The organism is Microbacterium sp. SWDP-B6, assembly GCF_059803615.1.
The window spans coordinates 375,045-390,524 of record NZ_JAPFGV010000001.1 but is presented as its reverse complement, the minus strand read 5'-3'; the positions used below and the strand labels follow the sequence as shown (position 1 = coordinate 390,524).

Here is a 15,480-nt window from a genome sequence, read left to right as displayed (position 1 = left end):
ATGACCACGCACACCTTCGACATCGTCGTCCTGGGCGGAGGCAGCGGCGGATACGCCGCCGCCCTGCGTGCGAGCGAACTCGGCAAGTCCGTCGTGCTCATCGAGAAGGACAAGGTCGGCGGCACGTGCCTGCACCGCGGCTGCATCCCGACGAAAGCGCTGCTGCACGCGGCAGAGGTCGCCGAGCATGTGCGAGATGCCGCGCATGTCGGGATCTCGGCGACTCTGGAGGGAATCGATCCCGCAGGTGTCCGCGCCTACCGCGAGGGAATCGTCGCGAAGAAGTACAAGGGTCTCGAGGGCCTGGTGAAGGCTCGGGGCATCACGACCGTCGCGGGCTTCGGCCGTCTGAACGCCGACCGCTCGGTGAGCGTGGGCGATGACGTGTACGTCGGCACAGACGTGGTCCTCGCCACCGGCTCGTACAGCCGGACTCTTCCCGGGCTCGAGATCGGCGGCCGGATCCTCACCAGCGAGCAGGCGCTGTCGCTCGATGTGATCCCGGAGCGTGTGCTGGTGCTCGGCGGAGGCGTCATCGGCGTCGAGTTCGCCAGCGTGTGGCGCTCGTTCGGCACCGAGGTCACCATCATCGAGGCACTGCCCCACCTCGTCCCGAACGAGGACATCGCGATGAGCAAGGGACTCGAGCGGGCCTTCCGGCGCCGCGGAATCCAGTATTCGCTCGGCGTCCGCTTCCAGAATGCGACTCAGGACGACAGCTCGGTCACCGTCACACTCGAGGACGGCAAGGAGTTCACCGCCGACTACCTGCTCGTCGCTGTGGGGCGCGGACCCGTCACGGCCGACCTCGGCTTCGAAGAGGCGGGGGTGACCCTCGACCGCGGCTTCGTCGCCGTCGACGAGGATCTCCGGACCGGTGTCCCCGGAGTGTGGGCCGTCGGGGACATCACACCCGGGCTGCAGCTCGCGCACCGCGGGTTCCAGCAGGGCATCGCGGTCGCAGAACGCATCGCCGGGCTCTCCCCCGCACACGTTCCCGACATCCAGATCCCGAAGGTCACCTATTCGAGCCCCGAGGTCGCCTCCGTCGGCGTCACAGAAGAAGCGGCCGTCGCCGAGCACGGCGCGGATGCCGTGGTGGCGTACGAGTACAACCTCGCCGGGAACGGCAAGAGCGAGATCATCGGCACCGGCGGGCTCGTGAAGGTCGTCCGACGCAAAGACGGCCCGGTCATCGGCGTCCACCTGCTCGGCGACCGTGTGGGCGAGCTCATCGCCGAGGGCCAGCTGGCCGTCGCGTGGGAAGCCCACCCCGAGGACATCGCCCCCCTGATCCACGCGCATCCCACGCAGAGCGAGGCACTCGGAGAAGCCTTCCTCGCCCTCGCGGGAAAGCCGCTGCACGCCCTCTGAACACCAACCGGTGAACAGTTCACTAAGCTAGACACGCGTCATTTAACTTCCTGAAGGAGACTCAGTCATGAGCACATCCGTCGTCCTCCCCCCTCTCGGCGAGAGCGTCACAGAGGGCACCGTCACCCGCTGGCTCAAGCAGGTGGGAGACACCGTTCAGGCGGATGAGGGCCTGCTCGAGATCTCGACCGACAAGGTCGACACCGAGATCCCCTCTCCTGTCACCGGTGTGATCGAGGAGATCCTCGTCGCCGAGGACGAGACCATCGAGGTCGGCGCGCTGCTCGCGCGCATCGGCGACGGCAGCGCCTCCGCTCCGGCAGATGACGCCCCCGCGGCCGCTGCCCCCGCCGCTGAGGAGGTCCCCGAGCCGGCCGCGCCGCAGGCCGAGGCTCCCGCAGAGCCCGAAGCCGCTGCGCCCGCTGCCGCCGAGGCGGCTCCCGCGCCCGCACCCGCCGGCGACGCCACTGACATCGTCCTCCCGGAACTCGGCGAGAGCGTCACCGAGGGCACCGTCACGCGCTGGCTCAAGCAGATCGGCGACACGGTCGAGGTCGACGAGGCTCTGCTCGAGATCTCCACCGACAAGGTCGACACCGAGATCCCGTCGCCCGTCGCCGGTGTGCTGCAGGAGATCGTCGCAGCCGAAGACGAGACCGTCGAGGTGGGCGCTGTGCTCGCTCGTGTCGGCTCCGGAGCGGCCCCCGCGGCCGCACCGGCACAGGCACCCGCGCCCGCGGCAGAGGCCCCGGCTCCTGCCGGGCAGCCGTCTGCTGCCGAGGCGCCTGAGGCAAAGGAATCGGTCTCGGAGGCCCCCGTCGACAAGCCTGCAGAGCGGCCTGCCGCCGAGGCGCCCGTGGCGGCTCCCGCACAGGCGGCTCCGGAGCAGGCGACCGGCGGCGCCGCCGCGGCTCCGGCTCAGGCCGAGCAGAAGCTGTCACTCCCGACCGAGAGCGACAACCTGTACGTCACCCCGCTCGTGCGCCGCCTGGCCTCGCAGCAGGGCGTCGACCTCGCCAGCGTCACCGGCACCGGTGTCGGAGGACGCATCCGCAAGGAGGACGTCCTCAAGGCCGCCGAGAGCGCCTCGTTTGCACCCGCTGCAGCCGCCGCTCCTGCCGCACCGGCTCCGCTCGAGGTGTCGCCGCTGCGTGGCACCACGCAGCCGATGTCGCGTCTGCGCAAGGTGCTCGCAAAGCGCGCCGTCGAGTCGATGCAGCAGACGGCTCAGCTCACCACGGTGGTCGAGGTCGATGTGACCGCTCTCGCGGAGTACCGCGACAGCGTCAAGGGATCGTTCCTCGAGAAGACCGGCGACAAGCTGTCGTTCCTGCCGTTCTTCGCTCTGGCCGCCGCCGAGGCACTGCGCGCCTTCCCGATCGTGAACGCCACGGTCGACGGAGAGAACATCGTCTACCCGGAGTCCGAGAACGTGTCGATCGCCGTCGACACCGAGCGCGGTCTGCTCACGCCGGTCCTGCGCGATGCCGCGTCGAAGAACATCGCGGAGATCGCCCACGAGATCGCGGACCTCGCCGCGCGCACGCGTGACAACAAGCTGAAGCCCGACGAGCTCGCCGGCGGCACGTTCACGCTGACCAACACCGGTTCGCGTGGCGCGCTGTTCGACACCCCCGTCGTGTTCCTGCCGCAGTCCGCGATCCTCGGCACCGGAACGGTCGTCAAGCGTCCCGGTCTCGTCAAGGTCGGTGGAGCGGATGCGATCGCCGTGCGCTCGTACGTGTACCTCGCGCTCTCGTACGACCACCGCATCATCGACGGAGCCGACGCCGCCCGCTTCCTCGGCGCGGTGAAGGCCCGCCTCGAGTCGGCGCAGTTCGCCGCTCAGCTCGGAGCCTGACCACAGCATCACCCTGGCTGGTCCGCGACGTCATACACGTCGCGGACCAGCCATTTCTCTGCGATCCGTACGAGCACGACCATCCGTTCCCCACCTTCCGACGCCGCACCATCGCTGACGCCCTGAGACGGGGAGACCCGGATCACTGCGACGTCTCCGTACTCATCCACCGATTGAAGCTGCAGCGCTCCCTCGTTGCCGCCGCCCAACTCGTCGACGACACCGACAGATCCTTGAGCGACAGCACCGTCGCAGACCTTGTCCTCGTTCTCGCCGCAGATGCCGATCGCACTGATCAGCATCCGCGCCGCCTCCACGGGGTCCGTCGGGTCGGATCCGTCGCTCGGCGATCCCTCCCCCGGCGTCGGCGGATCCGGTGCGGGTGACATGGGCGTCGGCGATGAATCGGTGGAGACGCGGTGCACCTCCGTCGCGAGGGGAGTGCTCTTCGGCACGGCGGGGGCGCCTTCCCCGTCAGGCTCCCCCGTCGCCCCGCCGGGCCAGAGCAGCCCGCCGGCGAGCACCACTGCCGCCGCCGCAGCGGCGACGATCGTTCGTCGACCGCGTCTAACGGGAGCACGTCTGCCAGCTGCGGTGCCGACGTCTGCCGACTCGGTTCGACGGACCGAGCGTTCGACGATGCCGCGCCCAGGTCTGCGCCCGAGCCGGAGGGCGACGGCGTCTCGATACCCGTTGAGGCTATGCACGATCCCACCGACGAATCGAGACGACAGTGCCCCGACTCCGCTGCGGTCCCTCGGCAGCGGCGCGCGGGTTCTCAGATGCCGTCGCGCGACGGGCCGTGCCACGACCGCATGCCTCGCCGCATCGGTATGCCTTGTAAGCGCTGGCGCATGCACATCTCGCTTCAGAGGTTTCGGAGCCGCCGTGTCGAACAGCTCGGCCTCCCACTTCTCGAGCTGGCGAGCCGGCATCCCCGGCCTTGCGGTCTCGGCACCGAGCCCTTCCTCGATCACGACGAGCAGACGAGCGAGCGTGCGATCGGCACAATCCTCCCGCAACCGCGCCACGAGGGCAGCCGCCGCGGCTCGAGCAGTCTCGCCGGCACCGATCACGAACGTCGGTCGTCCGTCGTCCGTGAGCCACCACTCGCCGGTCTCATCGTGCCCCTCGGCTCTCGCGAGTTCGCCCAGACCGCGCAGGATGCTCGCCACGAGAGTGGTCATCTCTCCGGAGGCGAGCGAGGCATCGGCTGCGGCACGGCGTCCGACGAACGAGGAGACCCGCTCCGTGCACCACGGCAGAAGAACGTCATGCCCGTCGGATCGCCGCACGATGTCGAGCGGACCCGCGACGTGATCGTCTCCGGCGTGCTCCCACCCCGCCCACCCGCTGATCGACTCCGAGTCGACCTGCACGGCCACCGACCCGCCCCGGGTGACCAGCGTTCCCGCGTACGGTCCTTCGCCCGGGTCGATCCTCCTGATCGCGCGATGCGCACCCGGCACGAGCACCGCCCCTCGTGACCGCGCCTCTGTATCTGCCATCACCCCATGTCAGTGCATCGCACGGAGCCTGTGTGGGAGGGAGGCGGGATGTGGACGCTTCCGCGGGGATCGACGACCTGTGCAGAGGAGGATGGCGACCAGGAATCCGCCTGACGCGAACGACGCCATGAGCGCCTCCCGGAGTCGGTATTCTTATGCACATGGCAAACCGCACGTCCGCGCCCGAGAAGCGTCCGGGATTCTTCTCCCAGATCAAGTCCCTCTTCAAGTTCACGAGAGAGATCTACCCCTGGCTGCCCTGGGCTCAGATCGCGCTGCTGGTCCTCGGTGTGCTCGTCGGCCTCATCGTCGGTTACCTGATCCCGCCGTTCCAGGTGTGGACCCTCATCCTCTGGGGCATCTCGGGCCTGATGCTCGGTCTGCTCGGCGCGATGTTCCTGATGACGCGCCTGTCCACGTCGGCGATGTATCAGAAGATCGACGGAATGCCCGGTGCCACGGGCCACGTGCTCAGCACCAGCCTCGGTCGCCACTGGCAGGGCTCCGAGACGCCGGTGGGGATCAACCCCAAGACGCAGGACGCCGTCTACCGCACGGTCGGACGCGGCGGGGTCGTCGTCGTCGGAGAGGGCTCACGCGGACGCTTGACCCGCCTCGTGAACGACGAGCGCAGCAAGGCCGCCCGCGTCGCCCACGGCGTGCCTGTCACCGTGCTCTACGTCGGCCACGGCGATGACGACGTCGCCATCGCCGACCTCGCCAAGACGATCAAGAAGCTTCCGAAGGTCATCGACAAGGCCACCATGGGCGCCGTCATCCGACGCATCGAGTCCGTGTCGCAGTCGATCTCCTCGCTGCCGATCCCGAAGGGCATCGACCCCACGAAGGTCCGAGCGCAGCGCCCTCGTTGATCTGGCGTCTGCATACGACGAAGCGCGGCCGTCCTCTCTCGAGAGGCGGCCGCGCTTCGTCGTTTCACTCGGAGAGCGGCTGACGCGGGAGGCGGCGGACCTTGGCGCGGCGACGCCGGCGCTCCGGCACCATGGATCGCATCTCGTCGAGCTTGCCGAAGCAGAAGAGTCGATCCTCGGCCTCGAGGACGACGTGCTTTCGCGGGTTCGGGATGACGGAGACGCCGCGGTGCAGCGTGAGCACCGTGATGTCGCGCTCCCAGAGTCCGGCCTCGCCGAGCGTCTTGCCGACGAGATCGACCGCGCCGTGCACCATCAGCTCGGCGACGCCGTAGCCGGTCGACACCGTCAGGCGCTGGCGCACATCGATCTCGGGGAACGCCACCTGCCCTGCGATGTAGTCGATGATCGCCCCGGCGACGTCGAGCTTGGTGGCCGTCTCGATGCCCTGGAGCCCTGGCGAGGAGTTGACCTCCATCACCAGCGGGCCCTCATCGCCCTCGAGCATGTCGACTCCGGCGACGCGCAGGCCCATGATCTGAGCCGAGCGAACAGCCGCGCGTTCGTAGACGGGGTCGAGCTCGACGGCTTCGACGGAGCCCCCGCGATGCACGTTCGAGCGGAACTCGTCTCCGGCTGCGGACCGTCGCATCGCCGCCACCACCCTGTCTCCCACCACGAGCGCGCGGATGTCCCGACCGCGGCTCTCGGAGATGAACTTCTGGATGAGCACGTTCTGCTTGGTCGAGTGCAACGTCTCGATGATCGCCTCAGCGACCTTCACCTGCGGCGCGAGGATGACGCCGATCCCCTGCGTGCCCTCGAGGAGCTTGATGACGACAGGAGCGCCGCCGACGCGCTCGATGGCGGGCCGCACATCGGCGCGGTTGCGCACGAACGCCGTGGGCGGCATCGCGATGTTGTGGCGCGAGAGGATCTGGTTCGCGCGGAGCTTGTCGCGGGCACTCGAGATCCCGTTCGCCGTGTTCGGCGTGTACACGTCCATCTGCTCGAACTGGCGCACCACTGCTGTGCCGAAGTAGGTGATCGAGTTGCCGATTCGGGGCAGGATCGCGTCGTAGTCGCTGAGCTGACGTCCGCGGTAGTGCAGGTCGGGTTCGTCGGCCGTGAGATCGATCGCGAAGCGCAGCGTGTTCAGCACTTTGACGTTGTGACCTCGCTGGAGCGCGGCGGCGCGCAGCCGTTGGGTGGAGTACGCCTGCGGCGCGCGGGAGAGCACTGCGATCTTCACGGGGGATTTCCTGCCAGGATGGTCGGGTGAGTAAGTCATCCCATTCAAACACCCTTATCGGGTGGCGAGAATGGGTGAGCCTGCCCGATCTCGGTGTGGACTGGCTCAAAGCCAAGATCGACACGGGCGCCCGCACCTCTTCGCTGCACGCATTCGAGATCCAGGAGTTCGAGCGCGACGGCGTGTCGTGGGTCCGGTTCCGGGTGAAGCCCTGGCAGGACAGCCAGGAGGACGCGGTGATCGTCGAATCCCCGGTGCACGATCGCCGCGCGGTGCGCAGCTCTTCCGGCCATGCGCAGGAGCGACTCGTCGTCGAGATGCTCATTCGTCTGCATGACCGAGAGGTGCTCGCCGAGGTGACACTGAGCAACCGAGATGAGATGGGTTTCCGCATGCTCATCGGTCGTGAGGCGCTGCGACAGGGCTACGTCGTCGACCCCGCACGCTCGTTCCTCGGAGGTCGCGCACCGCGCGAGGCACGACGCCGCAACCGCGGCAAGGAGTGAGCCGCGTCAGGCGCGGATGAGAACGAGTCCCGTCACCTTGTCGTGAACACCTCGCTGGTCGGCATCCCAGATGACCGCCGGGATCACGATGACGATGAGCAGCGTGCGCACGATCGGCCGCCACACTCCCACCCAGCCACCGCCGAGGCGTACGACGCGCATGCCGAGGATGCGGTGTCCGGGGCTGCCACCCGCCGTCGGGATGAACAGGATCTGCAGCAGGGCGAACACGCCCATCGGCGCGAACATCGTCAGGCCTGCCTCTGCGGGCAGTGCGAACTGGTCGTATCCGAGGAAGCCGGTGGCGATGATCGTCGCGGCGATGTAGTCGATGAGGAGAGCCCCGATCCGCCGCCCAGGGCGGGCGATGCTGCCCGTCCCCGTCTGCGGCATTCCGAGTCGTTCTCCGGGGTACGTGTTCACAGCATCCGTCACGTCATCAGCCTACCGGCGCGTAACATGCTGGAAACAAAGCGGATACCGTGGAGTAACGCCCCGCACGTACTGTGCACAATGGCCGTGAAGCCATCGATCCGCAATCCAGGAGTCGTACATGTTCAAAGATTCGTCCGAGGTGCTGACCTTCATCAAGGAGAACGACGTCAAGTTCCTTGACATCCGATTCACTGATCTCCCGGGTGTGCAGCAGCACTTCAACATCCCAGCGGCCACTGTCGACGAGGACTTCTTCGTGGACGGGCAGCTGTTCGACGGCTCCTCGATCCGCGGCTTCGCCAGCATCCACGAGTCCGACATGCAGCTCATCCCTGATGTCACCACGGCTTACATGGACCCCTTCCGCGAGGCGAGCACCCTCGTGATGATCTTCGACATCTACAACCCCCGCACCGGAGAGATCTACTCGAAGGACCCGCGCCAGGTCGCCAAGAAGGCCGAGAAGTACCTCGCATCGACCGGCATCGCCGACACCGCGTTCTTCGCCCCCGAGGCCGAGTTCTACATCTTCGACGACGTGCGCTACTCGGTCACCGCCGGCGAGAGCTTCTACAAGGTCGACTCCGAAGAGGCCGCGTGGAACACCGGTCGCGAGGAAGAAGGCGGAAACCTCGCCAACAAGACCCCGTACAAGGGCGGCTACTTCCCCGTCAGCCCGGTCGACAAGACCGCTGACCTGCGCGATGACATCACCCTGAAGCTGATCGAGGCCGGATTCATCCTCGAGCGCTCGCACCACGAGGTCGGCACCGCGGGCCAGCAGGAGATCAACTACCGCTTCGACACCATGGTGCACTCGGCGGACGACATCCTGAAGTTCAAGTACATCGTCAAGAACACCGCCGAGGAGTGGGGCAAGGTCGCCACCTTCATGCCGAAGCCGCTCTACGGCGACAACGGCTCGGGCATGCACACGCACCAGTCGCTCTGGAACGACGGCAAGCCGCTGTTCTACGACGAGGCCGGCTACGGCCAGCTCAGCGATGTCGCCCGCTGGTACATCGGCGGACTCCTGGCACACGCCCCGGCCGTGCTCGCGTTCACGAACCCGACCCTGAACAGCTACCACCGTCTGGTCAAGGGCTTCGAGGCGCCGGTCAACCTGGTCTACTCCGCAGGAAACCGCTCGGCTGCCATCCGCATCCCGATCACGGGCTCCAACCCGAAGGCCAAGCGCATCGAGTTCCGCGCTCCCGACGCCTCGGGCAACCCGTACCTGGCGTTCGCGGCACAGCTCATGGCAGGTCTCGACGGCATCAAGAACCGCATCGAGCCGCACGAGCCCGTCGACAAGGACCTCTACGAGCTTCCTCCCGAGGAGGCCAAGAACATCCCCCAGGTCCCGAACTCCCTGCTGGACTCGCTCGACGCCCTGAAGGCGGACCACCAGTTCCTCCTCGAGGGCGGCGTGTTCACCGAGGAGCTCATCGAGACCTGGATCTCGTACAAGTACGAGAACGAGATCCTGCCGATGGCTCAGCGTCCGCACCCGTTCGAGTACGAGCTGTACTTCGGAGTCTGATCCGCAGAATTCTCCGAGAACGCCCCCGAGCTGTGGCTCGGGGGCGTTCTCGTCTTCCTGCCCGCCGCAGACCGCACCGTGTCCGTCTTGCGGAGGATGTGGGTGCTCGCCCGACTACGTATCGTGCTGCGTATGACCGAATCAGACGAGAACTCCGAAGCAACCGAGAACTCGACGAAGAAGCCGGGTGTCGGCATCGCTCTCGGGATGGCGATCGGGCTTCCGATCGGTGCGGGGGCAGGGATGCTGCTGTTCGACAACGTGGGCGTCGGGGTTGCGTTCGGCCTGGCGTTGGGAGTCGCGTTCGGCGCAGCGTTCGAGTCGTCGCCGAAGAGCGAGAAGGGCGACAAGCCCGAGACGGCCGAGTAGCGCGCGCTCAGCCGACGAGATCCAGCACCCATTCGTTCATCGTCAGCTCTGCACCGCGGAACGTGTCGGTGAAGGTGCCCACCATCTCGAACCCGCTGCGACGGCAGACGCCGTTCGACCCCGCGTTCTCCACCGAGGGGAATGCCGTCAAAAACCTGCGCTCACCACGGTGCGCTCTCGCGTCATCGATCAGCAGGCCGAGAGCCCGGGAAGCCACGCCTCTCCCCTGCGCGTCAGGGATCACGAACCACCCCGTCTCGAACGCCGGCTCGTCACGCCACTCGGAGTTCCAGAACCCGATCGAACCCAGCGAACGACGATCCTCGTCCTCGATGACGAACATCCTGGCCTCTCCCGCCTCCCACAGGCGGAGGTAGCGGGCGTTGCGGTCGACCAGCTGCTGCTCGCTCTCGACGCCGTTCAGATGGGCCGTCATCTCCGGAGTGTTCGCCACACGCAGCAGCTCGAGATCACCCGCGGACCAGGGTCTGAGTGTCAGGGCATCCATGCGTGAACGATCGCACAGGCATCCGACATCCACCACGTCATACACCACAAAGAGCGTGGCCGTGTCGCGCTTGCTTTCCCCCGCATCGACTGTTCAACTGAGGGGTCCGAACGAACAAGAGCGAGGGGCCATCATGCGCCGCAAGAACGACAGGCTGCAGTCGAACAGGGTCCACACGACCGAGACTCCCCCGGCTCAGCCCAAGACCGCGGCGGCGGCGCTCGCTCGCATCAACCCGTTCACATACGGACTTCTGGGTGCGCTGGGCGTCCTGGTCGCCCTCCTGATCGGAGGCATCGTCGATCAGCTCGCGACGGTGCTCGTCTACATCGGGGTCGCCGTCTTCCTCGCCCTCGGCCTGGACCCCGTCGTCTCGTTCATCGAGCGCAAGCTCCCTCGCCCAGCGGCGGTCGCGATCGTCGTCTCCGTCGTGGTCCTGGCTTTCGTAGGGATCATCCTCGCCATCGTGCCGCTCCTCGTCGAGCAGGTGACAAACCTGATCCAGGACGGCCCGAAGATGGTCGAGGACTTCATGGCCAGCGCCTGGTTCAAGGACGTCAGCGAGCAGTTCGGCTCCACCTTCGACGACGCGGCCCAGGGCGTGCTGAGTTTCGTGCAGGACCCGGGCAACATCCTGAACATCAGCGGCGGCGTGTTCGCGGTCGGCGCCGGCATCGCCGGAGGGTTCACCGGAGTCACCATCGTGCTGATTCTGACGCTGTATTTCATGGCGTCCCTCCGCAGCATGAAGCGCGTCGCCGTGCGCTTCGTCCCGTCGTACCAGCGGGACACCTTCGGCGGGCTCCTGGAAGACGTCTCTGGTGCCGTCGGACGATATGTGATGGGACAGGCCAGCCTCGCGCTGATCAACGGCATCCTGAGCCTCATCGTTCTGAGCATCATCGGCGCGCCCGTGCCTGCCCTGCTCGCCCTGATCGCCTTCATCGGCTCGATGATCCCACTCGTCGGCACCCTGACTGCGTCGATCATCAATGCGCTGATCTGCCTGATCGTGAGCCCGGTCACCGCGCTCATCGCCTTCGGCTACTACCTCGTCTACATGCAGATCGAGGCATACGTCCTATCGCCTCGCATCATGAACAAGGCCGTCGCTGTACCCGGTGCGCTCGTCGTCATCGCTGCCGTCGCCGGAGGCGCGCTCGGCGGGATCCTGGGCGCGCTCGTCGCGATCCCGGTCGCCGCCAGCATCATCATCGTCGTCCAGAAGGTCGTGTTCCCGCTGCAGGACAGCAAGCTCGTCCCGCCGGGAACCCTCAGCGAACCGTGAGCGCTGCGGGCTGGACCCGCACAGTGAAGTCGGAGACCGCTCCGACCTCTTCGCCGTCGATCTCGAACGTCTGCGGTGACGCGAGCTCGACCCGGATGCGTTCTGCGGAGATGTGGGTCGTCGAGTCGGTGCTCACCGCGGTGTCGACATTGCCCATCATGCGGCGGATGCCGTTCTCCCAGACGAAGGCGCGGACCGTGTCGAGCCACTGCAGTGGCCCATCGGCGCTCACGAGCAGCATGTCGAGCAGCCCGTCATCGAGCACGGCGTCCGGCAGGAGACGGATGCCGCCCTGCACCATGCCGCAGTTGCCGATCAGCATCGTGTGACCGCGGAGGGCCTGCGGCTCCTGCTCGTCGAGCGTGAGGGTGATGTCGGTCATCTCGGTGCCGGCCAGGGCACGCCCCATCGCCTCCACATATGCGATCCATCCGGCACGGTTCTTCAGGTCCTCGTCGGTCTCCACCAGCATCTGAGCGTCGATGCCGAAGCCGACCATCACCACGAACGCATGCTCGGTGCCGTCGTGGTCGACCCAGCCCATGTCGATCCGCTGCGGCTCGCCGTCGCGGACCCGCTCCAGAGCGGCCGGGATGTCGTTCAACGGGATCTCGAGGTTGCGAGCGAGCAGGTTGCCGGTGCCCTGCGGCACGATGCCGAGCGCGGAGTCCGTGCCGGCCAACGATTCCGCGACCGCCCGGACGGTGCCGTCTCCACCGACGGCGATCACCACGTCGCAGCCTGCGGCCACCGCGTCGGCGGCCATACCGCGCCCCGGGTCCTCGATGCTGGTCTCCCACCACTCGACGGGCGTTTCGACCCCGTCGGAGACGAACGTCGCTGCGACGGATTCGCGCAACGACTCCCCGTCAGCCTTGGAGGGGTTCCAGATCACACCGAGCTTCGAGATCGTCATGCGCTCAGCCTGTGCGACCGGCGCAGAAAAGGCAAATGGCGCGCCAGCCCTTGACGCGATGTGGGACCGTCTAACCGTAGAAGAGCTGCTCGAACGCCCGGCGCGCACGCCGGGTCACCCCCAGGTAGTCATCGTCGAGCACGCTCGCTGAACGATCGGGATAACCGAGCAGTCGACCGATCGCATCGAGGTCGCGCGGATCCGTCGGCAGCACGTCGCTCGTCTTGCCGGTGTACAGGGTGATCGCCGAGCGCAGGCGACTGGACAGCAACCACGCGGCGCGGAGCAGATCGGCGGCATCGGCCGGGACGAACCCCGCGTCGACGGCAGCCCCGAGGGCGGTGAGAGTCGACGTGGTCTGCAGTGCAGGCACGTCGTGGGCGTGCTGCAACTGCAGAAGCTGCACCAGCCACTCGACATCGCTGAGCGTGCCTGGGCCGAGTTTCAGATGACGACGCGGGTCCACCCCCTGCGGCAGCCGCTCGCCCTCGACCCGAGCCTTGATCCGCTTGATCTCGCGGGTGCCCTGCAGATCGACCTCGGCGGGGTACCGGATGCTGTCGGCGAGGGCAGTGAACTTCGCGATGAGAGTGGCGCTGCCTGCGACCCCTCGCGCTCGGAGCAGAGCCTGGGCTTCCCACGACAGCGACCAGCGTCGGTAGTACTCGGCATACGCCTCGATCGACCGCACCACCGGGCCGTTGCGTCCCTCCGGCCGGAGGTCCGCATCCAGATCGAGCGGCACCCGATGATCGGTCAGGTGCTCCCGGAGTCCTGCGACGATCCGCGTTGCGAGCGACTGCGCCCGCTGAGGGTCGACGCCGTTCGCGTCGTACACATAGAGGATGTCGGCATCGGAGCCGAACCCCAGCTCCGCTCCCCCGAATCGGCCCATGCCGATGACCGCGAAATCGAACGCCTCGTCATCGGCGGTGACGATCTCACGCCGGACCGCGCGCAGCGCCGCCTGGATCGTGGCGTCGGTGATCTCGGTGAGCGAGGTCGCGATCTGCTCGATCGAGAGCACATCGAGGACGCCGCCCATCGCCGTGCGCAGCAGTTCGCGACGTCGCAGCGCTCGAACGGCCTGCAGTGCGTCACCCACGTTCCTGTGACGCGTCTGGATGGCCCTGGCCTCCTCGTCGAGCGCCGCGCCGCTGCGCGGACGCAGGAGCTCGCTGCTGTCGAGCCAGGCCACGGACTCGGGGATCCATTCCATGAGCTCGCCGACGTACCGTGACGACGACAGCAGCCTCGTCAGGCTCTCAGCGGCGCCGGACGAATCCCGCAGCATCCGGAGGAACCAGGGGGTGTCGCCGAGACGCTCGCTGATGCGGCGGAACGCGATCAGCGCATAGTCCGGGTCACTCCCGTCGGCGAACCAGCGGACCATCACCGGCATGAGATGCCGCTGGATGGTCGCCTTGCGACTCAACCCCGTCGTGAGCGCGCCGATATGCCGTAGAGCGCCCGCCGGGTCGCGGAAGCCGATGGCCATGAGGCGATCGTGCGCTTGAGCGGTCGAAAGGGTGCGCTCCTCTTCGGGCAGGGAGGCCACGGCGCTCAGCAGCGGACGGTAGAACAGCCGTGTGTGGATGTCGCGCACCTCACGCCGGACGCTCTCCCATCGAGCCCAGATCGCCTCGCCGGACTCTCCGAGCCCCGTGCTGCGAGCCAGAACGCGCAGGCCGGCGGGCGTGCGAGGCATCAGGTGCGTGCGGCTGAGCTCTTTGAGCTGCAGCCTGTGCTCCATCAACCGCAGCACGCAGTAGTCGTCCGCGAACGACGCAGCCTCCGCCCGACCGATGTAGCCGCCTTCGACCAGCGCGTCGAGGCTCTCCAACGTGCCGCGGGTGCGCAGGCTCGGGTCGGTGAGGCCATGCACGAGCTGCAGGAGCTGCACGGTGAACTCGATGTCCCGCAGTCCACCGGAGCCCAACTTGAGCTGGTACGGCGCATCCTCGGGGTCGATGTGCTCCATGACCCGCTCGCGCATGCGCTGGACGCTGTCGACGAAGTTCTCCCGCGCGGCGCTGGAGAACACCTTGGGCTGCACCGCGGCGATGTACTCGGCGCCGAGCTCGGGATCGCCTGCGAGAGGCCGCGCCTTCAGCAGCGCCTGGAACTCCCAGCTCTTGGCCCAACGGTCGTAATACGCCAGGTGCGAGCCGAGTGATCGCACCAGCGCCCCCTGCTTGCCTTCTGGACGGAGCGCCGCGTCGACCTCCCAGAGCGGCGGTTCGACCTCGATGCCGCTCAGGCCGCGCATCGTCTCCCTCGCAAGGCGCGTCGCGATGTCGATCGCCCGCGATTCCGAGACGACATCCTCGTCTGCGGTTCCCCCGACGAAGATCACGTCGACGTCGCTGACGTAGTTCAGCTCGCGTGCGCCCGCCTTGCCCATGCCGATGATGGCGAGCTGCGTGGCAGCGACCTGGTCGCGACTCATCGTGTCGACGAGCCGTCGACGGGCGATGGCCAGCGACGCCTCCAACGCAGCGCCGGCGATATCGGCCAGCGCCGCTGCGACATCGGCGACGATCCGCACCGGGTTGTACGCCGTCAGATCGATCGCGGCGATCAGCGCGAGGTTGCGCCGGTAGGCCACGCGCAGCGTGACCACTGCACTGTCGTCGCCCGAATCGGCGAAGCCGTCACGCGCGCCGACCGCGTCGAGCATGCGCTCGCGCAGCTCGTCTGCCGACGGCAGCCCCGTCGATCGGTCGGCCAGCACCGATACTTCGGTCGGATGCCTGAGGAAGAAGTCGGCGAAGCCCTGTGACGAGCCGAACACCCGCCATGCGCGTCTGCGCGCCCGCTGGTCTGCGAACACAGCTGCGAGCGGTGCCGCATCGCGCCGCGCCACGCGCAGCATTCCCTCGACCGCCGCGTCGGGATCAGCAGCATCCGCCTCAGCGAGCAGAAGCGACCGGTCGACACCGATCAGCGTCGCGAGCTCGGTGAGGTTCGCCGCTGCTTCGCTGAGCTCGGCGAACCCCAGCCTGGCCAGCGCGGAGAGCGAGACAGAGTCGTCCGAACGGGCCATGG

Annotated in this window: 13 protein-coding genes; 7 read left to right on the top strand and 6 right to left on the bottom strand. The window is 67.5% G+C overall.

Features of this window, described 5'->3' with window-relative positions; genetic code table 11:
- Both lpdA and sucB read left to right on the top strand, forming a co-directional pair.
- Positions 1-1,374 carry a dihydrolipoyl dehydrogenase gene (gene lpdA, locus OPU70_RS02005; protein ID WP_498557053.1) on the top strand — a complete coding sequence of 458 codons (1,374 nt, stop codon included), beginning with the start codon at positions 1-3 and terminating at the stop codon, positions 1,372-1,374.
- Between the two features lie 67 nt (positions 1,375-1,441).
- Positions 1,442-3,235: a 2-oxoglutarate dehydrogenase, E2 component, dihydrolipoamide succinyltransferase gene (sucB, locus tag OPU70_RS02000; RefSeq protein WP_498557052.1), complete on the top strand. Its 1,794-nt coding sequence runs from the start codon at positions 1,442-1,444 to the stop codon at positions 3,233-3,235.
- 8 nt (positions 3,236-3,243) lie between these two features.
- Here sucB and OPU70_RS01995 read toward each other — a convergent pair whose 3' ends face one another.
- On the bottom strand, positions 3,244-4,743 hold the full coding sequence (locus OPU70_RS01995; RefSeq protein ID WP_498557051.1) for a hypothetical protein: 1,500 nt from the start codon (positions 4,741-4,743) through the stop codon (positions 3,244-3,246).
- A 161-nt stretch (positions 4,744-4,904) separates the two neighbouring features.
- Between OPU70_RS01995 and OPU70_RS01990 the strand changes: the two genes are divergently transcribed.
- Entirely contained in the window at positions 4,905-5,615 is a 711-nt protein-coding gene (locus OPU70_RS01990) for a DUF4191 family protein (protein WP_042541187.1), read from the top strand.
- 64 nt (positions 5,616-5,679) lie between these two features.
- On the opposite strand, the gene OPU70_RS01985 is transcribed toward OPU70_RS01990, so the two are convergent.
- Positions 5,680-6,867 carry a RimK family alpha-L-glutamate ligase gene (locus OPU70_RS01985; RefSeq protein WP_367820056.1) on the bottom strand — a complete coding sequence of 396 codons (1,188 nt, stop codon included), beginning with the start codon at positions 6,865-6,867 and terminating at the stop codon, positions 5,680-5,682.
- Between the two features lie 26 nt (positions 6,868-6,893).
- Between OPU70_RS01985 and OPU70_RS01980 the strand changes: the two genes are divergently transcribed.
- On the top strand, positions 6,894-7,373 hold the full coding sequence (locus OPU70_RS01980; RefSeq protein WP_042541169.1) for an ATP-dependent zinc protease family protein: 480 nt from the start codon (positions 6,894-6,896) through the stop codon (positions 7,371-7,373).
- 6 nt (positions 7,374-7,379) lie between these two features.
- On the opposite strand, the gene OPU70_RS01975 is transcribed toward OPU70_RS01980, so the two are convergent.
- On the bottom strand, positions 7,380-7,766 hold the full coding sequence (locus OPU70_RS01975) for an RDD family protein (RefSeq protein WP_153302300.1): 387 nt from the start codon (positions 7,764-7,766) through the stop codon (positions 7,380-7,382).
- Between the two features lie 160 nt (positions 7,767-7,926).
- Between OPU70_RS01975 and glnA the strand changes: the two genes are divergently transcribed.
- Positions 7,927-9,351: a type I glutamate--ammonia ligase gene (gene glnA / locus OPU70_RS01970; RefSeq protein ID WP_042541166.1), complete on the top strand. Its 1,425-nt coding sequence runs from the start codon at positions 7,927-7,929 to the stop codon at positions 9,349-9,351.
- Positions 9,352-9,483: 132 nt separating this feature from the next.
- Entirely contained in the window at positions 9,484-9,720 is a 237-nt protein-coding gene (locus tag OPU70_RS01965; protein WP_042541163.1) for a glycine zipper domain-containing protein, read from the top strand.
- Between the two features lie 7 nt (positions 9,721-9,727).
- Here the strand turns inward: OPU70_RS01965 and OPU70_RS01960 are convergent, their stop codons facing one another.
- Positions 9,728-10,228 carry a GNAT family N-acetyltransferase gene (locus tag OPU70_RS01960; RefSeq protein WP_475123065.1) on the bottom strand — a complete coding sequence of 167 codons (501 nt, stop codon included), beginning with the start codon at positions 10,226-10,228 and terminating at the stop codon, positions 9,728-9,730.
- A 133-nt stretch (positions 10,229-10,361) separates the two neighbouring features.
- On the opposite strand from OPU70_RS01960, the gene OPU70_RS01955 reads away from it, so the two are divergent.
- Positions 10,362-11,516: an AI-2E family transporter gene (locus OPU70_RS01955; protein WP_079112885.1), complete on the top strand. Its 1,155-nt coding sequence runs from the start codon at positions 10,362-10,364 to the stop codon at positions 11,514-11,516.
- On the opposite strand, the gene OPU70_RS01950 is transcribed toward OPU70_RS01955, so the two are convergent.
- The gene (locus OPU70_RS01950) at positions 11,503-12,432 is read right to left on the bottom strand and encodes a diacylglycerol kinase family protein (protein ID WP_475123066.1); all 930 of its coding nucleotides are present in this window, start codon (positions 12,430-12,432) and stop codon (positions 11,503-11,505) included. The genes OPU70_RS01955 and OPU70_RS01950 overlap by 14 nt on opposite strands.
- A gap of 70 nt (positions 12,433-12,502) precedes the next feature.
- Complete coding sequence (locus OPU70_RS01945) at positions 12,503-15,478, bottom strand: bifunctional [glutamine synthetase] adenylyltransferase/[glutamine synthetase]-adenylyl-L-tyrosine phosphorylase (RefSeq protein ID WP_498557050.1); 2,976 nt, start codon at positions 15,476-15,478, stop codon at positions 12,503-12,505.
- Positions 15,479-15,480 lie beyond the last annotated feature (2 nt).